General features: G+C 44.7%; 17 protein-coding genes. 6 read left to right on the top strand and 11 right to left on the bottom strand.

Translation table 11 applies throughout. The features are described 5' to 3' along the window. Nucleotides 1–7 precede the first annotated feature (7 nt). The 4 genes from QUA10_RS03565 to QUA10_RS03550 all read right to left on the bottom strand — a co-directional run bounded on the left by QUA10_RS03565 (nucleotide 8) and on the right by QUA10_RS03550 (nucleotide 4,254). A complete protein-coding gene (locus QUA10_RS03565; RefSeq protein ID WP_333081117.1) occupies nucleotides 8–1,225 on the bottom strand; it encodes a DNA double-strand break repair nuclease NurA in 1,218 nt (405 codons plus the stop codon). A 409-nt stretch (nucleotides 1,226–1,634) separates the two neighbouring features. Then, nucleotides 1,635–2,429 carry an HAD family hydrolase gene (locus QUA10_RS03560; RefSeq protein WP_333081118.1) on the bottom strand — a complete coding sequence of 265 codons (795 nt, stop codon included), beginning with the start codon at nucleotides 2,427–2,429 and terminating at the stop codon, nucleotides 1,635–1,637. Between the two features lie 204 nt (nucleotides 2,430–2,633). Next, nucleotides 2,634–3,371 (bottom strand): DUF928 domain-containing protein, encoded by a 738-nt coding sequence (locus QUA10_RS03555; RefSeq protein ID WP_333081119.1) that lies wholly within the window; start codon nucleotides 3,369–3,371, stop codon nucleotides 2,634–2,636. Nucleotides 3,372–3,513: 142 nt separating this feature from the next. Beyond that, nucleotides 3,514–4,254, bottom strand: coding sequence for a DUF928 domain-containing protein (locus QUA10_RS03550; RefSeq protein ID WP_333081120.1), 741 nt, complete (start codon nucleotides 4,252–4,254; stop codon nucleotides 3,514–3,516). Between the two features lie 336 nt (nucleotides 4,255–4,590). Here QUA10_RS03550 and QUA10_RS03545 point away from each other — a divergent pair, with 336 nt between their 5' ends. The 4 genes from QUA10_RS03545 (at nucleotide 4,591) to malQ (ending at nucleotide 9,483) form a co-directional block, all read left to right on the top strand. Continuing rightward, a complete protein-coding gene (locus tag QUA10_RS03545; RefSeq protein WP_333081121.1) occupies nucleotides 4,591–6,381 on the top strand; it encodes a CHASE2 domain-containing protein in 1,791 nt (596 codons plus the stop codon). A gap of 71 nt (nucleotides 6,382–6,452) precedes the next feature. Next, on the top strand, nucleotides 6,453–7,211 hold the full coding sequence (locus QUA10_RS03540) for a MinD/ParA family protein (protein WP_333081123.1): 759 nt from the start codon (nucleotides 6,453–6,455) through the stop codon (nucleotides 7,209–7,211). Between the two features lie 175 nt (nucleotides 7,212–7,386). After that, nucleotides 7,387–7,512 carry a photosystem II protein Y gene (locus QUA10_RS03535; RefSeq protein ID WP_333053037.1) on the top strand — a complete coding sequence of 42 codons (126 nt, stop codon included), beginning with the start codon at nucleotides 7,387–7,389 and terminating at the stop codon, nucleotides 7,510–7,512. A gap of 462 nt (nucleotides 7,513–7,974) precedes the next feature. Beyond that, nucleotides 7,975–9,483, top strand: a complete 1,509-nt coding sequence (gene malQ, locus QUA10_RS03530; protein ID WP_333081124.1) for a 4-alpha-glucanotransferase — start codon at nucleotides 7,975–7,977, stop codon at nucleotides 9,481–9,483. 500 nt (nucleotides 9,484–9,983) lie between these two features. Here the strand turns inward: malQ and QUA10_RS03525 are convergent, their stop codons facing one another. Both QUA10_RS03525 and QUA10_RS03520 read right to left on the bottom strand, forming a co-directional pair. Continuing rightward, entirely contained in the window at nucleotides 9,984–10,865 is an 882-nt protein-coding gene (locus QUA10_RS03525) for a RodZ domain-containing protein (RefSeq protein WP_333081125.1), read from the bottom strand. Beyond that, nucleotides 10,862–11,656 carry a pseudouridine synthase gene (locus QUA10_RS03520; RefSeq protein WP_333081126.1) on the bottom strand — a complete coding sequence of 265 codons (795 nt, stop codon included), beginning with the start codon at nucleotides 11,654–11,656 and terminating at the stop codon, nucleotides 10,862–10,864. Before QUA10_RS03520 ends, QUA10_RS03525 begins: the two co-directional genes overlap by 4 nt. Nucleotides 11,657–11,799: 143 nt before the next feature. On the opposite strand from QUA10_RS03520, the gene QUA10_RS03515 reads away from it, so the two are divergent. Continuing rightward, a complete protein-coding gene (locus tag QUA10_RS03515) occupies nucleotides 11,800–11,925 on the top strand; it encodes a hypothetical protein (RefSeq protein WP_333086170.1) in 126 nt (41 codons plus the stop codon). Between the two features lie 349 nt (nucleotides 11,926–12,274). Continuing rightward, on the top strand, nucleotides 12,275–13,066 hold the full coding sequence (locus QUA10_RS03510) for a DUF2993 domain-containing protein (RefSeq protein ID WP_333081127.1): 792 nt from the start codon (nucleotides 12,275–12,277) through the stop codon (nucleotides 13,064–13,066). A gap of 121 nt (nucleotides 13,067–13,187) precedes the next feature. On the opposite strand, the gene QUA10_RS03505 is transcribed toward QUA10_RS03510, so the two are convergent. From QUA10_RS03505 to QUA10_RS03485, 5 genes are all read right to left on the bottom strand, one after another. Continuing rightward, nucleotides 13,188–14,105 carry a phosphatidate cytidylyltransferase gene (locus QUA10_RS03505; RefSeq protein ID WP_333081128.1) on the bottom strand — a complete coding sequence of 306 codons (918 nt, stop codon included), beginning with the start codon at nucleotides 14,103–14,105 and terminating at the stop codon, nucleotides 13,188–13,190. Between the two features lie 277 nt (nucleotides 14,106–14,382). After that, entirely contained in the window at nucleotides 14,383–14,976 is a 594-nt protein-coding gene (gene cbiT, locus QUA10_RS03500; RefSeq protein ID WP_333081129.1) for a precorrin-6Y C5,15-methyltransferase subunit CbiT, read from the bottom strand. Between the two features lie 99 nt (nucleotides 14,977–15,075). Next, nucleotides 15,076–16,638, bottom strand: a complete 1,563-nt coding sequence (locus tag QUA10_RS03495) for an aminotransferase class I/II-fold pyridoxal phosphate-dependent enzyme (protein ID WP_333081130.1) — start codon at nucleotides 16,636–16,638, stop codon at nucleotides 15,076–15,078. 441 nt (nucleotides 16,639–17,079) lie between these two features. Beyond that, the gene (locus QUA10_RS03490; protein ID WP_333081131.1) at nucleotides 17,080–18,687 is read right to left on the bottom strand and encodes a penicillin-insensitive murein endopeptidase; all 1,608 of its coding nucleotides are present in this window, start codon (nucleotides 18,685–18,687) and stop codon (nucleotides 17,080–17,082) included. Nucleotides 18,688–18,863: 176 nt separating this feature from the next. After that, nucleotides 18,864–25,268 (bottom strand): nSTAND1 domain-containing NTPase, encoded by a 6,405-nt coding sequence (locus QUA10_RS03485; protein WP_333081132.1) that lies wholly within the window; start codon nucleotides 25,266–25,268, stop codon nucleotides 18,864–18,866. Between the last annotated feature and the right edge of the window lie 45 nt (nucleotides 25,269–25,313).

Raw genomic sequence — 25,313 nt, 5'->3', positions numbered from 1 at the left:
TATTACTTTAAGCAATACTGCCACGTTTCCGTGTTTCCTTATAAGAAATTCCCACATTTTTTAAGCCAGCTTTAATCATTTGCTGCTCTAACAAAGCGAAAAAGCGACTTCGATCGCCCCCCGTGACTACCGCTTGATTATGAGCTTCTGCTAGCGTCACCGGATAGCCACCGCCTTTGTGTACTTGAGCCAGCATCATTCCTAATGCTAAATCTAGCTGTGCTGTATCTTGTGCTACCCATTCCGGCACTTCTATTCTAGCAATTTCTGTGCCAACGTGAACGTAACAGAAATAGACGGAATTAACGCCGTACAAATCTAAAATTCGAGCTTGGGACTTCCATAAAGGGCTTCTTTGTCCCGGTGACAGGATTGTTGCCCACAATATGGCATCTCGCAAAGGTTCAAATTCTTGACAAGGTGCTTTTTCGGCGAAAGAAATTGTGGCGGCAAATCCGACGTTCGGGCAATTTGTCATGCAGTCTGGTACTTCGTGGGTGCAAGCTTCAAATCGTAAAAAAGATAAGCTTTCGCTGCTGCGAGAAGCGCTTAAGTATCCTAACAGCGGAATTCCTGCTAAACGCAACTTGTCCCAAGCTTCTAAAATTGGTAGCAAAATTTGATCGCGCGCGTCGGTGGGTAACTGTTCCAAAAACCAATAAATCAGGGAACCGTCTACCATTGCTAAAGCTGGCGCGGGCAATTTATTGTCGTTAACTTTTGCCCAATTGCAGCCCATTTCTGCTAAGGCAATTGCTTCGGAAACTGCGCGCCGATATCCCATCCATTCTTCGGTTCTAATTCCCCACTGACGGGAACCGTACAAGTCTTCGGGTTTGTAGAAAACCTCGGGTACGCTGTCTAAAACTGGGTGGCGGCTTTGTCCGTAGTGCAGCATGACTGTGCCGACGTTTAGCAGGTAGCAGTAGGCTATTTCGTGATGGTTGGGGGAAATTTGCGATCCGTCTGTGGCAAAGACTGTGTGGGCGGCGGGGGGTGCGGTGATGTAGGTGCGATCGTCTAAGGGCTCGATCGGCGTGGCAGCATTGAATAAAGTGCGATCGCGCCAATTCTCTTGCAATTCCACCAATTTTTCCTGTTCCGCAGCAGCTTTTACCAGCAAATTCTGAGCCACTTCCAAACGCTGGCGAGCGGCCTGAGCTTCCACATTCAAATGTTGGCTCATTCCCTGCATTGCCTTGGCTGCTTTAGTTAAATCGAGCATGGGTTTTAAGTCTCAATATTAGAAAGCTTTCAAGCTGAGAAATTATCAAAACACTTTTCAATTTTTTGGTTCCGAAGCTTGGTTTTTTGTCATCCACGCGGTTTGAGCAACTAAAATACTTCGTACCAGCCCGCATAAATAGTAAAAAAACCCGGTTTTTGATGTCAAGAGTACCTGCAATAGTCTATAAAAAAAACATTTTTTTTGTTTATCGCCTTGCTTTTATGAGGGATTTCTGTTATATTTATTTTATAATGGGATGGTGGCAAAAATATTATTTTTGCCACCATCCCATTATACTAAAATACCATGTCTAGACCGCAAAAGTCAACAAAAAAAATGTAAAATTTTGTGATTTTTTTTGACTCTGAAAAGCGAAAAAAAATCACTACTGTAAACAAATCTAACATCAACAGTCGATCGGCAGCCAATCTGAAAAATCTCCGGCAAACTGGGACAGAGAAAGCAATTGAACTGGTGGATTTTGAGCCACAGATTCCCGTTCGGGCAAAGTATTGTAGCCCCAATCAGCCAAAAATAACCTCACCTGAGATAAATCCGGCTGCTGCTTCACCGACAGCAAAGTCTTTAACCTGTCTTCCACAAACCAAATAGTCGCATCTTTGCCAGACGCCGCCAAAAATTCCCGCAAAATTTGGTGTTTAGGTTTGTTGTATTCCTTACCAAAAATCAACTCTGCCGGCATTTGTACCCCTGCTAGCTGCAAAAGTTCTCGCACAAAACGACCTTCCTTTGTAGTGACGATCGCCACTTTCACCGAACTCTCCTGCAACGAGTGCAAGCGATCCGCAACCCCTGGATAAAAGCGGTGCAAAGACAGCCACCCAGCTAAATCCTCAGCAATCCAATTATCGCGCAATCCGTCTAACATAGCACCGACAGACTGCGCTTTTAAATTATTTTCGGTCAATAAATGCGGTACTATATTGGGCCACTCTAGCAAAATTTGCTCTGGGGAAATTCCTGTCAGCAGCGCGCGGATCAGCAGTGGCATTTCCCAACCGGTTTCGATGGCGGGCCGCACTCGGTAAAAACTCAAAGCTAAATCTGGATCTGGCACTGTTTCGACTGGTTTCCAGATTTGACAGTAGGCACGCCAAGCGGTTTGGAAATACTCGATTAGTCCGTCACAAATCACACCGTCAAAATCAAGCGCTAGAATTGTCGGAAAGTTATTAGCCATCAATCGATTTTAGATTTTGGATTTTGAATTGAAGAATTGAAGAAAGCGATCTCACTGAGGAATACCTGGCCTTGTTATCGGATACTAGGTTTGGGCTGTTCTAGGATAAAAACGGAGACTTATACCCTGGCTGCTTTCGGTCACTGGATTTAAGAATTGAAGAATTGACTATGCAAACACTCAGCAGTGATAGGTCAAGAGTCGTTATTCAAAAGACTGAACTAGCGGCTGAGTGGCAATCGATTCGAGTCCTTGGGACTGCAACAATTGCGTCCACTCGGCCGTCAGCCGCGAATCATCGGGTGCGCGGCGCCGCATTTCGGCTAGAGTCGCAAGAGTCTCGTACCAAATCCCATTTTTAGCATAAGCAATCACCTTAGCCATAGGGTCAGGATTTGCCAAATCGTTCTTGAGATTTGCCTGGGGTTCAATTCGCTGCATCCATCCTTTAACAATATAATCTCCCGAACGCTCCAGAGGATCGCAGGCTAGTGCAAACGACCACACATATCGTTTACCAACCTCAATATTTTTTGTCTTGTCTTTCTCAGAAAGGCTAACTCCAACAATTCCGGCTTTGTCATTTTTTAAAGTAGTTTCGTAGACTACTTCGGATTCATCTGCGTTTAGCAAAATAAACTCTACTTGAGCCGCCGGTTGAGAAACATATACAAAAAATGTTGGCGACTCTGTTATGGTTAAGCCAATATTGCTTTCAGGTATTAAGGGAGTAATGAATAAACCATCCCGTAACTTACAGCCTCGATGCGTTCCCCCTTGCCGATTGTCGGGGGCTGTTACATCGGGAGGTGTAAAATTAACATTCTGACTCAGCACAATGGGTGCAGGCACAGCCTGCATCGGTGTCAGCAAACTGGGGAGAGTAACGGCGATCGCCAATACAGTCATCGCCAGTGCAGTAAAATGTATAAAACGTTTCATTTTTTCACCAACTTGTAGAAATATTTATAGAGCGTATCTCTAAATGTTAACCCGGAGTTTTAGCCCCGGGCGCGATCAACTAAATGGGTCAATTTTCACATCGCCATCGGCAGACCGACAAAATTTCTAGAAATAGCGAGATTTAAAGAGGCGCAACCAGTGGTTGAGCTGCAACAGATTCGAGTCCTTGGGACTGCAATAATTGCGTCCACTTGGCCGTCAGCTTCACATCCCCCGGTGTTTGACGCCGCATTTGGGCTAAAGTAGCGAGAGTTTCGTACCAAATCCCATTTTGAGCATAAACGTTGAGCCTAGTCATCGGGTCGGGATTTGCCAAATCGCTCTTGAGAGTTGCCTGCGGTTCAATTCGCTGCACGAACCCTTTAACAACTAAATCCGCCGATCGGTCTTCGGGGTCGCAAACCATCGAAAATGACCATACGTATCGCTTGCCAACTTCAAGGGATTTGTTGTTGTCGACGGTAGCCGGAATACTAACTCCAACAATCCCTGATTTGTCTAGTTTAAAGGTTTTTTCGTAGACCACTTTGTCCTCCTTTTCGTTGAGCAAAGTAAACTCTATTTCGGGCGTGGTGTTAGGAATATAGACAAAAATTGTGGGAGAATCTGTTAAGGTTAAACCGATATTAGTTGGAGGCACTAAAGGAGTAATAGATAAACCCGCTGGACAAAGCTTGTTGCCACGATGTGTCCCTCCTTGTCGGCCGGCCGGGGCTGTTACGTCGGGAGGCTTGAAATTAACATTTTGACTCAGTAGAAGCGGCTGAGATTGTGCGCGCATCGGTGTAAGTGAACTGGGTACGGTAGCTGCGATCGCAGATACGGCGACCGCAAGTGTAGCCCGATGTAGAAAACGTTTCATTTTGTTGTACCTTTCACTATAATTCCAAACACAGGCATTGGCTGATGGCAACAAATATTTTTGAGCTGCTAGTCGAGGGCGCAGATACACAATTTATACCTTGACATATCATCAATAACATTTATTAATTCGAGCGGCAAGGGGATTCTCTGTCGGAAAAATCAGGTTGCCTAGGCTGCCAGTATCATTGGATACAGTTGCTCGCTATGTACTGTAAAATTTTGTAACAAAGTGGTCGCAGTTTCCGAGTGTTCTAAGATGGAGGAAGCCTCCAGCAGGCGGAAAATGTGAAACAACTGCTGTTCCAGAAACGAGTCAAACTTTTATGCTGGGATAATGAATAAAATATCTAACAACATTCGATCGACAGTGGCTCAATTGAGTCAAATGTATAAACCATCACTAGCATTGGCTAAGTCTGTATTACTTGCCAGCGCGGCAGTAACATTATCCTTGATGGGGGCCAGACAGCTAGGAATACTCGAACCAGTAGAATTAAGCGCTTACGACCAAATGGTGAGGTGGCGTCCCGATGAACAGCCAGACTCGCGTTTGCTAGTTGTCGGGATTACCGAAGCAGACATTCAGAAACTGAAAGAGTGGCCAATATCCGATCGCAAAATAGCTGAAATCTTACAAAAACTCGACAAAATGCAGCCGGCAGTCATCGGTTTAGATGTACTGCGAGACGTACCATTAGGAGACGGGCGCGAGGAATTAACTAAAATTTTACAAAAAAGCGATCGCATTATCGGGGTATGTTTAGTCACCGACGGGAACCCCGACAATCCAGGTTCTCCGCCTGCGCCGGGGCTGCCAGAAAACCGGGTGGGATTTGCAGATTTCGGAGTCGATCCGGGTGGCATACTCCGCAGGGCTTTATTATTTATGAAACCACCGACAATTGAGGGCAACTCCTCGGCCCAAAAACATCTTTGCAATGACGATTCTCAAGTTTTATATTCCTTCAACCTCCAGCTAGCACTCCGCTACCTGCAAGGGCAAAAAATCTCTCCCCAACTTGCACCCGATCAATCTTTATGGCTGGGAAAAACCCAATTAAAACAACTAGCGAGCAATGACGGAGGATACAAAAATGCCGATGTCAGGGGATATCAAATATTAATTAACTATCGTTCCAAGCAGCAAGTCGCAAACCAAGTCAGAATCACCGATGTTTTAGAAGGGAAAGTTGACCCGAATTTAGTTAAAGATAAAATAGTGCTCATCGGTTACACCACAGAAACCGTTAAAGATTTCTTTTATACTCCTTACAGTGGGCGACAGCAAAGCAACCAATTCATGCCTGGTATCGTGGCACACGCACAAGTAGTCAGCCAAATTTTGAGTGCCGTTTTAGACAACAGACCGATGTTGTGGTTTTGGCCGGAATGGGCAGAAATCCTGTGGATTTCGGCATGGTCAATTGTCGGAGGAACGTTGGCATCGCGGATGGCTCACCCAGCGAAGTTGACGGTGACATTCGGAGCAGTGCTGTCCGGGTGTTGCGCGATTAGCTTTGGGATTTTTCTGTTGGGAGGGTGGGTGCCTGTGGCAGCGCCAGCCTTGGCATTAATCTTAACTGGCGGTAGCATTGTATCAGCAGAAAGATTTAATAAAGCCGGATACGGGAAAGCAATTAGCGATCGAGTTAAACAAGTCTTCAAAATCGAAATAGACCAAGCCAAAAAAGAACAGCAAGTCGCAGAAATCACAGAATCTGATTTCTTTAAAGAATTGCAGCAAAAGAAAGATAAACTGAGGATTAGCAAACAAGAAACCTGTGAAAAAGCACCTTCCGAACCTCAAGAAATAATTGCCATTACCCCAGATATTCCCAAGGTCGAAAGTCAGAAAGACGAATACCTAGCTCAGTTGCAGGAAAAATCCAAACACCAGAAGCAGCGCGCCACCGTGACTGAATCGGAAAGCGGTTCTCCAACGGGTGTCCCGAACGATACCCGTTGTGGTGCTAGTTCAGCCGAAACTAAACATGATGACGAGTTCAGCGATTTGCAAACCAAAGCCAAACAGATGCGGCAGCGCAGGGGCGCCCAAAAGATGATAAAAGATGAAAAAATTGATAGTTTAACAGATAAGGAGGATTTGGGGGGCAAGGAAGAATGACAGAGAACTAGAATGCATCGAAAATTGCATCATAATGAGTTCTCCCCGTTTCTTACCCTCCTACGCAGATCATGTCCAAAATCATCTCTGTCCACTCTTACCGGGGCGGAACTGGCAAATCGAACACGACAGCAAACCTGGCATCTATTATCGCTCGCAGCGGAAATCGGGTCGCCATTGTGGACACAGACATTCAATCACCAGGGATTCATGTGCTGTTCGGTTTCAGCGAGAGCAACATGGATCGCTGCCTGAACGATTACCTGTGGGGCCGGTGTCCGATCGCGGATACGGCCTACAATGTGAGTTCGCTACTGCCAAAATTAGCCAGTAACGGCAGCCTCTACCTGATTCCTTCGAGCATTAAAGCAGGGGAGATAGCGCGAGTTTTGCGGGAAGGCTACGATGTGGGACTGCTTACCGACGGCTTTCAAGAACTGATTGAGGTTTTGAACTTAGACTACCTATTTATAGACACGCACCCGGGGCTCAACGAAGAAACCCTCCTCAGCATCACCATTTCCGACATCCTGCTGCTGATTCTGCGTCCGGATCAGCAAGATTTTCAGGGAACGGCTGTCACGGTAGATGTGGCCCGCAAATTAGAAGTTCCCAAGATTTTGATGACGATTAATAAAGCCCCAGAATCGCTGGATTTCGAGGATTTGAAGCAGCAAGTAGAGAGTATTTACAAAATCCCAGTGGCAGGGGTACTGCCCCACAGCGACAAGATGATGCTGCTCGCCAGCAAGGGGGTGTTTGCGCTGCACTTCCCTAACGACCCTCTAACTAAGGTGGTGGAAGGGATTGCCAAACAGATTGTGGGATAATTAGTGCAGCGAATGCCGATCGTCCGCCTAGGAGTTTCGCTTTCGCTCTCAATTCTTGCGGAGCGATGTCCTCCTGTGTATCCCGAATATTTGGTTAAAGAGTCAGGAGAATGGCGACAAAATGAGATACAAATAGATTATGAGAATTTGTTAAAAAACTTTAGGAGGAGAACTCATGGATTTTGACTTCCGCATACTAATAGTATTGATGCCCGTATTGTTGGCGGGCGGCTGGGCTGCTTACAACGTCGGCGCTATAGCTCTCAAACAAGTGCAGAAATTGTTGAACAAGCAAGCGTGAACTAAGCATTATCACCAGTAATTTCGCAGCCGGCTGTTTTTTGAGATACAAAACAGCCGGCTAATTTGTGCATTGGCTCTGCTTAAGTGATGGCTGATTGTTGGCGGGCAATTTACGACTGCAGAGAGAGGGGGCGAAAACAAAAGAAAAGTATATTTAAAGATTAAGCAGAAACCGGGTACGCTCAAGCAAAATACTTTGTTGCAGCAAACGAGCCTGGGTAAAAAAACCTAGCTGTGAAAGCAGGGCGATCGCATAACTTCAGATTGTGATGTTTTCCTTTCTACTCAGGACTTGTGAGTAGAGTGTTATAAAAATATTTGGTAAGCACGTTATCGCAGAAAATATGAGACAATCACAAAAGAATTTGCCCTGAGAATCTCCCTCAAAACTACGAAGTTTAATTAGTAGGGAAGATAGGTCAAATTGTCAATGTTAAATTCCTATATCTTTAGATAGATTATGCTTTTTCCCCGATCAAGCGGCATTCTACTCCACCCCACATCCTTTCCCAGTCGATTTGGCATTGGGGACATGGGAATAGAAGCATATCGCTTTATTGACTTTTTAGTAGAGAGTGATCAGCAATACTGGCAGCTATTGCCACTGGGCCCGACAGGATACGGCAATTCTCCTTATTCGTGCTATTCAGCAATGGCGGGAAATCCGCTGCTGATTAACCCAGAACTGCTGCGAGATCAGCAACTGCTTGCAGATGAAGACTTCGCTAATTTGCCAGAATTTCCGCTGGATTATGTAGACTTTGATCGGGCGATCGCGCTGAAAGTGCCTTTGCTCAAAAAAGCTTGCGAAAACTTCAAAGCCAAAGCATCTCCGATCCAGCAAAAAGAATTCTCAGGTTTTTGCCAAAGCAAAGAGAATTGGCTGGAAGATTACGCCTTATTTATGGCACTAAAAGATCACTTTGGCGGTGTTAGCTGGAACAATTGGGAACCAGAAATTGCCCGTCGAAAACCAGAGTCAGTAGAGAAGTGGCGTCAGCAGCTAAATGCTGAGATTTATTACTACAAATACGTTCAGTTTGAGTTTTTTCGCCAATGGACGGAGTTGAAACGCTATGCTAACCTGCGGGACATTAAAATTATTGGCGACATTCCGATTTATGTAGCTCACGACAGCGCGGATGTGTGGTCTCATCCAGAAATATTCTGCTTGGATGAAGCCACCGGAGAAGCAGCTTTAATGGCAGGAGTTCCCCCAGATTACTTCAGCAATACAGGTCAATTGTGGGGCAACCCCGTATACAATTGGGAGAAGTTGCAAGCAAATAATTTCGAGTGGTGGGTTGAGCGTTTTGAAGCGATTTTCGCTTATGTAGACGTGACTCGGATCGACCACTTTCGAGGATTTGAGGCTTACTGGGCGGTGAAGCGCGGACAAGAAACTGCGATCGAGGGAGAGTGGATTAAAGCGCCGGGAACAGCTTTGTTGGATCTAATTAACGAGAAGTTTGGCAACTTGCCGATTATCGCTGAAGATTTAGGGGTAATTACTCCAGAAGTGGAAGCTTTGCGCGATCGATACGAGTTTCCAGGAATGAAGATTTTGCAGTTTGCTTTCGGCGCGGGCCCGGGCGATCCTTTTTTGCCTTTCAACTACGATCGCAACTGCGTAGTTTACACGGGCACCCACGACAACGACACGACTGTCGGCTGGTTCAATCAACTGCAACACTACGAAAGAGATGAGGTTTTACGTTATTTGGGCTGCATCGATCCCCAAGGCATTCACTGGTCTTTAATCCGCATGGGCTGGATTTCTATTGCTAATTTGGCAATTGTTCCCTTTCAAGATTTGTTGGGTTTAGATACTGACGCGCGGATGAATTTTCCGGGGAAACCAGAGGGAAATTGGGGCTGGCGGTATCGACCCGAAGCTTTGAATTGGGAAGTGCGCGATCGGCTCAAAACCATGACTTACATCTCCGGCCGCGCTCCTAATAAACATTGATGGGGGGTAAGGGGTAATTTGTAATTGGTAGTGGGTAATTTGTAATTGTTAATGGGTAATATGAAATCTGTTAACATCGGAATTATTCCTATCTCTATACTCTTGATCTGCGTAAATCAGCGTCAATCCGTTGTCATCTGCGGTTCAGAAATTCTCTTTTTTTAACCGCAGATGAGGGCAGATAAACACAGATTAACGCAGATGAATGATATCAATTACGCTTGCACCATCCGTGATTCTTGACTGTTGACTGGAGTTGACTATTCCGATGCAACCGGGTTTGATAGAATTGGTAATTGGTAATTGGTAATGAGTGCATCAAGACGGACATTGTGGGAGCATCTCAATGAAAGAAGCCCAGCCCAAAATTGGAGTTTTGAGGAAGAAGGAAGGAGCCAGAAGAAGTGTTTTTCCAAAAAAGAGATGCTCCCGACATTCTAATTAAACTCTGTGGACTGCCCGCTATTACCTATTACCCATTAACAATTACCAATTAACACTCAACCTTCATTCTTGGGCGGTGCTGAAGGCTTGAGTTCGTTTGCTTTAAAAACAACTTCTTTGGCGACTCCAGGAGCTCCGAGTGGTTCGGCTTGTCCGTTATTAAGAGCAACCATTACCCCGCCGGCGTTACCTGCTACCACTACTAATTGCTTTTGAGCCTCCCAAGTGCGAACGGTTCCGGTCGGCAAAGTTCCCTCAAACTCTGTTTTACCGTCGACTTCAACCTGCATCCACGATTCTGCTTTAAAAGTGACGCTAACCATTACTGGTTTATGGCCAGATTTATTTAAATTTTGACCGGTTCTTACTGCTTCGACAGTCTCGTAACTATCCGGTTTCTGATTTTGTGAGGCTCTTGATGCCTCAGCAGCTAAACGAGCTTTTTCTTGCTGCCCAAGTGCTAGTTCTTCGGCTCCGGCACCGTTTTTTGCGGTAACAGAACCGCTCATCAACTGAGATAAGACATTGACCGAACAGATAATTAGAAATGTGTAAAACAGGTAGAGGTGCATCGGCCGCAACTGAGGCCCATCTTGCCAGGATAGCTTGGTTCTCGATCGGGGTGGCGGTTCGATCGGGAAAAAGTCGGCAAACTGAGTTCCGTCCAAACCCATTGCTTCAGCGTAGCGCTTGATCAAACCCTGAGTGTAGACGGGTTCGGGAAGTTGGTCTAGTTGACCGTCCTCGATGGCTTGCAGTAGATTCCGCCGAATCATTGTTACCACGGCTACTTTGTCCAAACAAATCGACTGCTGTTCGCGGTACTGGCGGAGTTGAGTTCCTATTTCCGCTAGCTTCTTTTGAGCTGTTTCTGGCTCTTGGGAGTGCAGTTTCTGCTTAGTGGTTTTGAAGAATAAAAACAATAAATTCTTTGTCATATGCTGTGCTCCTGGGAATTTACTGGCACGCTTATTGATGTTAGGTTGACTAGATTCCATAAATAAATAATTTCCGCATCTTCTAGGGGTCGGCAGCAGCCGGGTGGCAATATTGGCGAACCGGGCCGCTGCAATTGAATCGGGCCGATGGCTGTGCGGTGCAGGCGCACCACGGGATATCCCAACTGTTCGGCCGTTCGCCGAATCTGTCGGTTTCTGCCTTCTGATAGAATGACTTCTAACAGAGTTTGGTCTCGCGCGCGATCGAGAACTTTAACTTTCGCGGGCAAAGTTTTTCTGCCGGACAAGATGATGCCCTGACGCCACGTTTGTAGTATGGGTTCCGGGGGATCGCCGCTCACCCAAACCTGATAAGTTTTGGCGATCGAGTGACGCGGATGGGTCAAACAAAATGTCAGCTTACCATCATTGGTGAGCAAGAGGGCGCCGGTGGAATCTGCATCTAAGCGTCCTACGGGGTGGATGCCTTGACCGGAGCGCAGTTGGGGTGGCAGCAAGTCGAGAACTTTTGATCGGGCCCTTGGATCGCTGCAAGTAGAAACTACGCCTGCCGGTTTGTTGAGCAACAGATAGACCTTTGCGGGTCGATCCGTTGGTTTCACCGGGATTCCATCGACTTGGATGAGATCGCGATCGGGATTCGCTTTTTCTCCTAAGCGAACAATATTGCCATTAACTCGGACTCGTCCAGCTACAATCATCTGTTCTGCAAGACGGCGAGAGGCAATGCCCCACTGGGCGAGGATTTTTTGCAGCCTTTCATCAGACATGACGGGAGTGTGGAAATCCCCAACGAGCGAACGGTGGGGAGGAAACACGACACGGTTAATTGATTAACCGTACTAGCAATGCTCAATTCCTGGTTGGGAATAAATTATAATGCTGACCAATTATTACAGGACGCCCGGCAAGAGTGCAGATTGTCCTTGTGCCCGGTGCAGATTGTCCTGATGGCATTACCCTGAATGCTGTGCAAAAACTACGACGAAAAGACTCGCGGCAGGCACAGGTTTGCACCGTTGGTTTGCGGCTGGTTTGAAAGGTTTGGGTCTGACCCGACCATAAACCAACACTACCATAAATCCCGTACTCCTGGTTAAATTTATACGCTAGATCGCGAATTTTTCATCGGGATCGCACAACTCGTGAACTACCCCAATATCCCAAGGGGAGAAAGCTGAGAATTTTTCTGCTTCTGGCGTTGCTGATGCCAGATTGATGCTTGATTTTGGAGTTAATCGGACTTGTGTTCATCAACCCGGTTTCTCACGAAAATCAGAGGTTGATAGCCGTATATTTGTGCAGAAACCGGGTTTTTGAGGCTGGATGTGCAAGTTCTAGTTAAATTTATGTGCTTGAATATTAAGGTTTATATTCTGAAATTGTTTATGACTGTTGATCGAAACTCTCTTCAATTTGACAATAGAGATACCGCTGGTGGCTGTGGTGGGACTGTTAATCTCGGCGAGGAACCCGGGAGACCTTCGGCGAGCCCAGGCAGCCGGATCGCGAGCGCAGTGCTGTCTCCGGCTGTGCAGTTGTGGCTGCGATCGCAAGTTCAGCAGGTGGACGAGTTGAAGGTGAAAATTGAGGGGAGCGATCGACAAATCTTCAGCGGTGCGATCCCCAAAGTCACGGCTGCCGCTCGCGGTGCTGTGTATAAAGGACTACACCTAACTGAAGTTGCCATAGAGGGCTGCGGCATTCGCATCAACCTCGGTCAAGCTCTCAAAGGCCAACCCCTGCGCCTCCTGGAATCCGTTCCCGTGGCAGGCGTTTTGAGGCTTAGCCAAGCGGATTTGAATGCGTCGCTGAAAGCGCCTTTGCTGGCTGATGCTTTAAGCGAATTTTTGCTGCCAATGCTGCCACTGACAGATAGGGAACAGTCGCTGAAGTTGCAAAATTCGCAGATTGCAATTAAGGCGGGTTTGTTGACGCTTTCGGCTGCAATTTTGCGCGCTGGGGGTAGGCAAATTCCCTTGGTATTGCGGACGGGTTTGCGGATAGCCAGCGGTCGCGAATTGATGTTTGAATCACCAGAAATCGAAATGGATGGAGAATTAAAGAGCAGTGATTTCAATGGTTTTAAAATTGATTTTGGGCCGGAAGTTGAGATTGAAGAATTGATTTTGAGTCAGGGGGAGATTGTGTGTCGGGGAGGAATTAGAGTTTTGCCTTAGTTAGTTGACTGTTGACAGTTGGCTTTAACCAGGTTCTTCGGTATAGCCTGGGAATACATACCCCATGCCCAATTTCCCATGCCCAATTCCCCATGCCCAATTCCCAATTCCCAATTTCCAATTACCGATTAATTAAAAAAGAGTCGATCGCGGGCAAAAATAAAGTCACAAAATAGTAGACTAAGGGTGCGGTAAAAACATAACTGTCGGTGCGATCGAGAATGCCGCCGTGACCGGGGATCAACTGCCCCGAATCCTTAACGCCGGCGTCTCGCTTCATCATCGACTCAGTTAAATCTCCCAACAGGCTAGCAACCCCAATCAACAGACCAAAAGCAGCCCCAGTATACGGCCACCCCGGCCAGTGTAAATACCAAGACCCAGCGGCTGCCACGGCGATGCTGCCGCAAACTCCAAACACGGCACCTTCAACTGTTTTTTTGGGGCTGATGTGGGACAGGCTAGTGCGGCCGAAGAATTTGCCGACAAAATAAGCCCCAATGTCAGCGGCCCAGATGCAGAAGAAAGCCAGCAGCAGCGAAGTCAATCCTAAAGATATGTGGCTGGAATTTGTCCAAGACGGGGACGGGTAAATGTTAACCGGCAAATTGCTTGCTACTGCTTGCGAAAGTTGGGTTGTAGCAAGATTGGCTGGGTCGAGGCCGACTCGCAGCCGTACCCAATAGCTGGGCAAATAACCGCCGTAGAACAATCCTAAAACTGAGGAGGCAATATCGGCAATCGTCGATAATTTAGGTTGGAATAACAGGTAGAAACAGATTAAGGTTCCCGCTAGGGGGAACATGGCGTCTACGAGTTGCGGTGCTAGGGCAGCAGTAATTAACAGGCCTTGACTGACTGCTAAGGTAGTTTTGGCAGCGGGTGCAATGCCTTTAGCCCTGGCTAATTGAAAATATTCCAATTGCCCTAGGTAGACGATGACCCCAAAGCCGACGGTGAAGTACCATCCGCCCAAAATAATCATTCCCAAAGCAAGGACGATCGCAACTATTCCACTCAGGATACGAGACCAAGGCATAAAATGAATTTCTCTTGCAGACGGCGGTGGGTAATTCGATTTGAGATTTTGGATTTTGGATTTGAGATTTTGGATTTTTCTAGAGCACGAGTTGATCCCTTGCACAAATAACCCCCATCCCCCATCCGTTATCCAATATCTCCAGTCAGGCGGTCAATCCAGCTATGGTGGCCCCTATTCTTAAGTATGAAGGTTAAGTGAACTTAAAAAAGATTAAGAATTACAGAATTAATTCGTGTATCCGTGTCAAAATTCGTGTCGTGCCTTCTTCTTCCTTCTAATCGAGCTTTTCGCCGCTGAGAATAAATATGGGATTGACGGCGGCAAAGGTTTGACTCAGGCCGCGAGTCTCCAAGCGGTTGACGGCGGACTGGACTACTTCGATGTTGCGGACTTGCAATTCGGCGAACCCTTCGGAAAGGGCGTAAAGATTCTCTAAATTCGAGGCTGTGGCCACAACTCTACCGTGCGGTTGCAAGTACCGCCAGACTTCTTTGAGAATGGCTTTAATGGGGCGACCTCCTTCGATGCAGACTCGGTGGGGGGGTTGGGGCAGGTTTGCAAGGCATTCCGGGGCACTGCCTTCTATGACTTCTACGTTGTTGAGTTCGAATCGATCGCAATTTCTGCGAATCAAGCTTGCTACTTCTTCGTCTCTTTCGACGGCGATAATCCGACCTTTAGGACACAGCAAACCTGTTTCTACGGCGATCGTACCAGTACCTGCACCGATGTCCCACACGACTGAATCTGCTTGCAGCCGCAGGTGGGAGATTAACAGCAGTCGGACTTCTCGCTTACTCATGGGAATTCCCGGTAAACGTTCAAATAAGTCATCCGGGATGCCTGGAGTGACGTAGGGCCAAAGCATAGTTATATTTTTGATTTTTGATTTTTGATTGAAGAAAGACCGAAGTTGGAACTCGCGGAAGAAGTAGAAATTCTCCCAATTTCCCCCAAGCCTTAATATTTACTGTCGCACAACCTTGAGAGTTTGGAGGTTTCTATCGCTACAACCTGTGATTTTGCCGCCGGCGGCAAGGATTTGTTGCAGGTAGTCAACGGCTGCTGGGGTAATGATTTCACCGGGCATCAGGATTGGTATTCCTGGGGGATAGGGACATATGAGTTCGGCGCACAGGCGATCGACTGCTTTGTCTGCGGGTACTGTTTCCGCTGGGAAAAAGAAGGCCTCGCGGGGGGAGATGAGAGGGGGAGAGGGGGAGAGTGGGAGAGTGGGAGAGTGGGCAAATCTTCCATCGGACATCGGACTTCTTCTCTCGGACTTCTTCTTTCGGACTTCTTCCTTCTTCCTGACATCCGTTACATCTTGTACAGTGTTCGTTGCCGAACTTCCTTCTTCCTTCTTCCTTCTTCCTTCTAAAAGAGTACAAGCTTTAACTAAATTGTCAATATCTGATTCTGTATTTCCCAAGCTGATAATAAATGTTAGATGTTGCGGCATTGGTAATTCTGCCGTGACACCGAGTTGAGAGTGCAGAATTTCATCGGCTGTAAATCCTGTGATTCCTAACTCGGATACTTTTACTGTTAGTCTGGTTCGATCTAATGCTGCAAAACCCGGTGTATTTAACGGTTCTAAAACTGATAAGCCGGGAATTTGACTGATGCGCGATCGCGCTTTTTCTGCTAGCTGTAAAGTTTGCGCCATTAACTCTTTGCCGTGGAGTGCGATTTGTTGGCGGGCGGCGTCTAATGATGCTAATAGTATGTAACTCGGACTGGTAGATTGTACTAGCTGCAATGCTTTATTTATTTTTTGGATATCTATGCGATCGCCCTTGACGTGCAGCATCGATGCTTGCGTCATTGCACCCAGGGTTTTGTGGATTGATTGTACTGTTAAATCGGCACCTGCTGATAGTGCTGGTTCTGGCAAGTTTGGATGAAAGTTAAAGTGCGCGCCGTGGGCTTCGTCTACTAATAACGGTATGTTGTATTGATGGGTAATTTTGGCGATCGCCCGCACATCCCCGCAGACGCCGTGATAGGTTGGATAAACTATCATTACTGCTTTGGCGTCGGGATGTTGTTCTAATGCTGCGGCTGTGGCTTCTGGGGTGATGCTGTTGGCAATATCCCAATCCGGGTTGTACTCTGGATTGACAAAAATTGGAATTGCACCGGATAAAATTAAACCTGAAATCGCGGAGGAGTGGATATTTCGAGGCAAGATAATTTTATCGCCGGGGCCGCAAGTTGCTAAGATGGCGGCGATAATTCCGCAAGTCGAACCGTTTGCCAAAAACCGAGTTGATTGGGCTCCAAAAGCTGCGGCGGCTAAGTCTTGAGCTTCGGCAATTGCACCTTCTGGGTTAAAGAGATTGTCTAACTCCGGCAATTCGGGCAAATCCGATCTAAATACTGTCGCACCGAATAAGTCAATTAGGGGTTGAGAGATTCCTTGTCCGCCTTTATGTCCGGGGGCGTAGAATGGGGCGTGCGGGTGATTTATGCGATCGCGCAAGGCATCTAATAGAGGCGTTTGTTGTTGAGAGTTTGCTGGTGACACGCTTAATCTTGATTTGATTATTTGGAATTATAGCAACCGCCGAGGTTTCACTGGACGTTATTAATTGCTGAAACCGTTGCTGGAAATTCCGTGATCGCATCGACTGCTGCCTTTTTCCTTGCAATCGCCCACAAGCAACACCGTCTCAATTTCAAACTTCTCTAAAATGACTTAATATGGACTGCTTAAGTATGAAAGCCAAACAGTTGAAAATCCGGGCTACTGCTTTACTTATGGTTTGTCTAGGGGCTGTGGTTTCAGTTACAGCACAAAATCCTACCACAGTCTGCGACTATTTTTCAGCTTACTGTTGTGAGGAAGTTTTGGGAGATCGCGCACTACGGTCACACACTACCAAGACGCTTTAATAGCTTGACCCAATAGCTATCAAAGTCAAGCTTAAATTCAAGGTAGATTGTTGAGTTGCGATCGCCCCAAGTTCTACCCTAATTGGGTTTGCCAATTCATAGCATAACTTTGAACCTTTTCTGCCTGGTCAGTGCCATTGATAATTTTACGCGCACTCCAGAAATCCACACTGCTTTCCGAAATATAATCATCCAGCTTCATACCCGTAAAGACCCCCCATTTCATGCCATGAACTAGGATAAAGAGTGAAATATCTGGAAGCATCACAAGATCCGGATTGTTAACCAAGTCTTGGGATAGCAAATCCGAATATTTGCGATAATTACCCAGGAGGGTTAGTTGCACGTAGCCCCGTCCGTAGAATGGATAATAATCTAGAGTTTTACGGTGGTTTTCTGCTTCTGGTTCGCCCAAATAATAGGATTCTCGCACGGGTTGAAAACTATCTGCTGTTTCATGCTGAACGGTGGCGAGAATGTAAGCAATTTGAGCTTGAGACGCAATACCTTGGCGATGAGCTTCTTTGATAATTGCCTGCACCGCCGCTTGTTTATTATCACCACCTTTCCAATCAGGTAACTTTCCAGCACCCTGCTTGGCATCCAGTAAAGCTTTAGCGGTTGTTGCCCCTAACACATCCCCGCCATCAAGTTGACGGGTGGCTTTAAAATTCCGTAAGGCTTCTTGCGTTTTAGAGCCATAAATACCATCGACAACTTCTAAAAGATGATTAGCGCGCAGGATGGTTTGAATTTCTGCACAAAACAGTCGATCGTCAACAAAAACCCCAGAGTTAATATCATCAAAAGGAATCGATCGCTTTTGGTCAATTACATCTTGGAGTTTCAGATTGGATGGTTCGCTAGAAACTCCGCGAGACTGTCCGGAGCTTAACTCTGCTAGTTTAGTTTGGGTTACAAATCCGGCAATTCCATCGACTTGCAAATTTCGATCGACCTGAAATTTTCGGACTGCGGCATCAGTTTGCTCGCCAAAGATACCATCTGCTGTAACTGAAATTCCAACGTTCGCTAAATTTTCTTGCAGTTTGCGAACTCTTTCTCCCTGCATCGGTGGGATAACCAATCGCAAATCCCCATCTCGATCGCTGCTGTAGGGGGCTGAATCAATCCCAGGTAAAACGAAACTGACATGAAGGTGATTGTGGTGTCCTTCGCAAAATTGTACCCCTGTAATTTCTGGATCGTTGAAGAGAATTACCCGAATAGGCAAAATAGGATTATTGTAAAATAAATCCACCAATTCTTGAGTGCGCTGAGGAGAGTATTCAGCATCGTGCCAAGTAAGTCCAATTTCTGCATCAGTTTTAGCAACAAGAGCAATATCAACATCAATTCCGTGTTCGTGAGAACTGTGGCCTGGTGTAGGACCTTCTGCCGTACTGATATCTCCGATGCCAATGCGAGGTCTGGGATATCGTTTTGCCCACTCATTACAGACATATTTGAGAGCCTCGATCGCTTCGGGACGACCGTAGCGATGCTCTACGGGGCCGTAACATTCATACCCAACTCCACTACCAGGAAGTTGTTCAAAAAGACCTCGCGTTCCCCAACTAAACTGCTCGATTTCTTCTTTTGTGAAACCAATATTTGCAGTGCAGTGGGTATGGTTATGCTGCAAGGTTTCAGAGCGTTTGCGATTGATTTTTAATACCATTGTTAATTTCCTTTTTAGAGTGTGTTTTTGTGTTGCAAGATCGCTTTTTAGGAAGGCGATCTTCGCCAGTGCCAATGGCAAGGTAACAGAATGGTTAACATAATGATTCTTGAGTGTTTGGATATGATTAAAGTAGAATGATTTTGGCGATCGCCTTGATTCGACCCTAACCTTACCTATTTAGAGGTTTTTGGTTTAGTGACCTGGTTTGAGTTAGTGTTATTCTCAACGGGAACAAAATCATAGCCGTAGCCGGAATTAGAGCCAGGCTGAATCTTCACAAGTTCGATAATATTTCCTTCGCGATCGCCCGATGGTAAAAACTGTACTGGTTCGATTGCCCCCTGAGCAGGAAAGGTATTGGAATGGAGAATTTTAGCGATTTCTTTGCGGTCGGGATGTTGCTTGATAGCTGCAATCAAAGCTTTTGCTGCATCGTAAGCGGTAACAGTTCGCCAGTTAATATCTCGATCTCCCCAAAGGTTTTTAGAGGCGGCCGAAAAGCGTGACTCACGATTATTTTCAATATGCCAAGGAATTGCAACAACCATACCGAGCGCCTGTTTTCCAGCTTTTTCTAAGAAGGTAGACCCATAGAGATCGTCTCCCGCTAAGATAGGCAACTGCCCTTTATTGGCTTTTAAAATTTCAAAAGATTGATTGAGTTTGCTGGTGTCTGCTAGTAAAACCAGTACGGTATTTTGATCGAGTCCTTCAAGACTCTTTGTAGCATCAAAATCAGGATTGGATAAGTCAATTTCTTTCAATATTTGTCCTTGTTGTTTTTCCGCAGAAGTGGCAGAGCTAGTTCCATACTTGGAGCAGTCACGCTCTAATTGTTTTCCTATTTCTCCAGAAAAAGCAGTTGTAAATTCGGAGGCGAGGGAGCAGCTATACTCGCTTTGGGAATTATAAAACAAGACAGTTTTCTGCTTTTTTAAGGAGTTAAGCGTATAATCAGCTAACTTTTCCGCAGCTACTTTGTCATTAGGAACAGTACGAAAAACGTATTTACCAAGGACATCTGATAATTGCACAGAGGTACTGACTGGAGAAATTGCCACCAATTTTTTATCATTGTAAACTTGGGAGGCTTCCCTGGTGACGCTGCTGGAAAAGTGTCCTACTACTCCAAGAACATCGGGATTATTCGCAAGTTGTTTTGCAATTTCTTGGGCGATTTTTGGATCGTTGCGATCGTCAGCAATTAACACTTGTATTGGTATGATACCCTGCTGTGTCTTTGCCCATTTGTTAAAGTCGTCTTGAGCTTGAGCTACTCCCCGCAGGATTTCTAAAGAACCGTTGATATCGCTAATAGGAACGGATACTGCGATCGTGTAGGATTTTTGATTGCCAATTTGGGCATTGTTTAGATAAATTTTGGCTTCTGGGTCGTTGGGGTTGCTTTTCAAAGAGGCTTCCAGATGTTTGATAGCAGTAGTAAAGTTACCAGCAGCAATAGCTTCCACCCCAGCTTGTTTATCAGGATTTACAGCAGTTGGTACTAGAATTTTATCGCCTCTAGTGATTTCTCCCTTCTGTTCAATTTCACTTATTCCAAGTTTGGGACAAGTGGGAAAAATTTGATAAAGCCAAGAAAATAATGGATCGATAATAGGGTTCCCTGTACCCAAATATTGTTGCCATTCGTCGGGTGTGAGGTTACGGCTTAAACGTTTGCAAGCCTCAGTAGTTAAATCTTTTGGTCGTCTCAACCATACCTGAACAATACCTTTAGATTGCTGAGATGTGTCAGTATTACTAGCTGTAACAAAATGCTTACCGTCCGGGCTAAAAGCAATCTCTTGAGGAAAGATATCCTTAAATTGGAGACGCTCAATTTCTTGAGGAGGGCGAGTACTCAAATCCCAAATTCTAGAGGTTCCATCACCAATTACTGCTGCAAAGTATTTCTCATCTGGACTAAAAATCACTCGATACACTACTCTGGGAAATGTTTGAAGAAAAATTTCTTGAGGATTATTTCTAGATACTTCCCACAGTTTTATAACACCAGATGTATCTCGAGAGGCATCACCACCTTCATCGCCACCAAATCCAACAAGATATTCGCCTCTAGAACTCAACTTGAAAGCAGATCTTAAGCATATATTATCGCTACAGTCGGAAACTCGTATTAGGAATTCTGGAGTTAATTTCACAGGTTTTGCGTTTTCACGACCTATGAGTTTTATATTTTTCCCCCCTAGATTATTTTGACTATCAGAGATAAGAAATTTTTCTGGCGACACCTCAACATAATCTGTTTCACTTCTAGGTTGAATCTGTAGAGATTCTTGTCCAGTATCAAGATCACCAATTACTCTTTTAGTTATTTTTGTTTTGTTTGTATAAGCAACTATTTCCAAGCCATTATTAGCCCAACTAATTGATTCTAAATGCTCATTAATTTCTGTACGTAAAACTTCAGGAGGACTCGTTGCTTCCCATACCTTAACAGTACGCCATTCTGAAGGTTCCCAGGTATATTCTTCGGTCGCTAGATACTTTCCACTTGGACTAAAAACTAAATTTGAGGCATTATGTTCGTGGATCATGCGTGCAGTTTCTTTAAGTTGGCAAGATTTTTCTCTACACAATGATGGCTCAGGCACTTCGTAAACGATCACCAGTTTGTGATTACCCCAACCCACAGCCGCGATATATTTTCCATCTGGACTAAAAGCTACTTTCCCTATCCAAGTTGGAAAACTATGTATCATGCTTGCAAATTCCTTGCCAGTCGAAACCTCTATTATTTTTAGGTTTCCACCTTGATCGCCAACAGCTAGGTACTTACCATTTGGGCTAAGAGCAATCCCATGTATTCCTACCTGAACATTGATCCTTTTAAACTTTTGTATACTAGAAGATAAGGGCCAGACTTCCGCTGTCTTAGCGCCTATTGATGCAGCAAAATATTTTCCATCAGGACTAAATACCATATCATCATTTCTTGCATTTGCTCCATTAGGGTTTTCGTCTGACGATTCTGGTCTATCTAATGTAACTTGGGAGTTGATGACTGCTTTTCTAGTAGCTATTTCCCACACCCTTCTGATATTATCGCTGCTATTCTCACTCTTACTTTTAACAACGTATTCAGCTAGATACTTGCCATCTGGACTGAAGACAAGCGGATTATTGCAAGATCCCTTTGCAAGTTGAAGGCTTACTGGTGCTAATAAGCGATCACCCGTTAATTCAAAAACTTTTACATTGTTTCCTTCACAATTCCCTTCCTCTGCATTTGCATCAATATCATTGTTTTTAGCCTTATCTAGGCTAGCAACAACTATGTACTTACCATTTGGGCTTAAAAAAATATTGTTTACCACTTGAGGGTAAATTTGACTGGCGATTTCTTGGAAGCTGCCCAATTCCCATACCTTAATAGTGTTATTTTTTGTGACCGTCACAGCATATTTCCCATCTGCACTGAGAGTGGCAATCTTCAAATCCTTGTAATCGTAGTTGAGCTGTGCAACTTCTTTACCAGTAGCGACTTCTTTTAATGCTATTCCATCCTGTTTGGTAATGACTAAGTATTTACTATCCCTAGTGAAAGCGAAAAGGGGCACAAAACTTCCTCCGTTAAAGAATGGCGAGTATCCTGGAGGTCGAGAAGAGGTTGTGCTACTGATATAACGAGGCAGTAAGGCTATTCCTTGATGTAAAACTTGAGTAGCATCCAAGGGTTGAAGTGTACCTTGCTTTAGCGACTCTATAGCAAGTAAATTACTAAGTTGTAGCTGGGTGTTATCCTCTGTCTGTATTAGTTTACCTTGAGATGCAAGTTGACGAGTAATAGCAGTCTGACGCTGAATGAGTGCAAAAATAGTTAAACCCGTTAGTACGGCAATGACTCCCAGAACAATAAAGCTCACCCGATAAGTGTTTTTACCTCTTTGGATAACACTTTGTCTCACAAAATCATTTTCGACTTGATTTAACCAGCTATTATCCGAGTTCACCAGTGGATTTAACTGCTCAATCCGAGGATCGTTATTCCAAAGATAGCCTGTTGATTTTCCATGATGATTCTTATTAGAATTTGATTGTTCTTGCTTTTGGCGTTTCAGCTTCCGTCGCCAGTTTTGGATTGTGTCAATTAGAAAGAATTCTCCTTTTCCTAGAAAGTTAAGTTTTTCTTCTTCTTTTTTTATCTGGTTCCAATCATTAGCTACAGGTGTTAAACGCTGTTGCAATATCAAATTATCTTGCTCTTCTTTGATCCACTTTTGTAACCTCGGCCACCCTCGCACTAAAGCGTCATGGGCAGGCTCTACATAAAGGTTTTCCTCAGTATCTTTTCCTTCTACTAGCAAGCGAGCTTCTGTAAAGCAATCAATTAGTATCTTCACCTGATCGTTTTTATTACCTGGATACTCCAGTTCAGATTTTGTTACTCTTCTGCGAGCCAGTTCACCTCCACTAACTGCTACCATCCGTAGCATTACATTACGAACCGTTTGCTCTTCAACTCCCTTCTTGCCAACCACATACTCATATTTCTTTTCAGCTTGTTGAGTGAGGCTTCCGACTACCTTCCCCATATCTTGATAATCTTTCTCTGTAATTGTCCGATATCCCCGCTTTACGCAATTAATGTAAAGTTCGCTTAAAGCAAAAGAAAGTAGTGGTAGCGCACCGGGCATTTGTCCCACCTCATCAATGAGCGTACCAACCAGAGGTGATGGATCGAATTCCAGCATATTTGTTTCCGCAGGTCCCGTAATGGCTTGACGAAACTCTTCCGTATTCATAGCTGTTACGAGAAATTTAGCTTTGGGCTGATTCCAGTAGCCTTTGAGGTCTGATTCTCGAAACTGAGGTTCAAAGTCCGATCGCAAAGTTAAGATAATACGCAGTTGTTGCGGGTAAGTATGGATCATTTTAGCAATGAACTTTAAAAATAGCTTTTGCTCCTCTGGCTGACAGAGCGTGATCAACTCTTCAAATTGATCGATAACTAGCATGATTTTAATATTGTTAGAGTCTGGACTTCCAGCTACAAAGCTATCAATGATTTTTTTTGTGTCTCCTTTCCGCAAATCTTGTTCTAATTTTTTAACTTCATCTAAAGTTTTATTCCGCAATACCTGCAACTTCTGCACTTCTGTATTTCTGCATTTTCCTTGTAAATATTTAAAATTATCAACGATTAGCAATAGCTTAGACTGAAGGCTAGCCTTATCCCAAGCCGCAGAAATTTTAGCTAAACTATTATCATTTTCATTCTGCTTATTTTGGGAATTTTTATGAGCTTGTTCATCCTGTGTCTTCTTCAGGATTTCTGCAATAAAGTTCACGGCATCAGAGGAGCAAAAATTAACTCTACTAAGAAAAATTGCCTTTGCTAATTCTCCAAAGGGAGACTCACCAGGACGCATAGGAGCAAGAATCCGCCACTGTTGGCCAACTTCAGATTCTTTTATGTAGGGGATTAACCCAGCTTTGACAAGGCTTGACTTACCAGAACCAGAGGCTCCGATAACTATCGTCATCTGCTGGTTTGAATTACAGATAAGTTTTCCTAAATCCTCAATAAGTTTATTTCTCCCAAAAAACAGTTGAGCATCTGACTCTTCATAAGAATTCAATCCTCGGTAGGGATTATTTTCTGGTTTCAGGGCCGGGGCTTCTTCTAAATTGTTATGATCGAAGTGAGAAAGCAAGAAAATGTATTCACCTTTATCATGTTTTTCTGGTGAAAATGGATAGATTCCTGGTGTTTGGCGAGTATGATTGTCTATTGTAGTTACCTCAACTTCATCTCGTAAATGGACATAAAGTTGAGTAGCTGTAATAATGCCATGTTTCCTTCCTGATCTAATGTCCGCTTGACCACTTAAACCTTTAAATAAAGCTTGAGCAAATGGTGAATGTCCGCTTTGATTACCTCGTTGACCAAATCTGCCAAAAGCATCAACGGCTTTTTGATCGTGAGATGCAGAAGTAATCACTTGCCATGCAGGACTGTCAATAAAACGCTCATAGCGTTCTTTATAAACTTTTCGGGAAGCTACAATATCTCTGGATAAAGTTGACCGAAATGCTCCTGCGAAACAGCAGTCAAGAATGACCATAACATGACGACAAGGAAGTTTGGTAATTGCATCATGTAAGTCTTGCATCGGAAGCAAAACTTTTTTGATTTTTTCAATATCTGTTTCCGCAAGAACACTTCCTGTAGCATTTTGAGGAACAAGGTAGCCGTCCCAATCACCCTTATCTTCTAACACATCCTTGAGGATCAGACCATGACCTGCAAAATAAAATAATAGTCTGTCATCTTTTTCTATATTGTATGTTGAGCCATCCGGCAAATAAATGGTTGGATTATCCTGTTTAAAACCTTCTAATAAACCGTTCAATCCATCAAAATTAGCCAAATTATCTAGTAATTTTATAACATGATATTTATCATTCTCATTTCTCTCATTAGATTCAAGAATTTCAGCTAGTTTTTTGGCATCGGGAACTGCTGTTTGTAAAGCAGGAATTCCATTATTGTAGTTATTAATTCCCACAATTACAGCGAAATTACGGTTGAACTTATGTTTGGATTGAGACATGGTTACACGTTCCGTTAATCGATCAAGGAATGATAGAAGCAAAAG

Origin of the sequence: Microcoleus sp. Pol8_D6 (assembly GCF_036700965.1) — a bacterium.
GTDB lineage: Bacteria > Cyanobacteriota > Cyanobacteriia > Cyanobacteriales > Microcoleaceae > Microcoleus.
The sequence above is the reverse complement of the archived record's forward strand: the minus strand, read 5'-3'. Positions and strand labels throughout refer to the sequence as shown.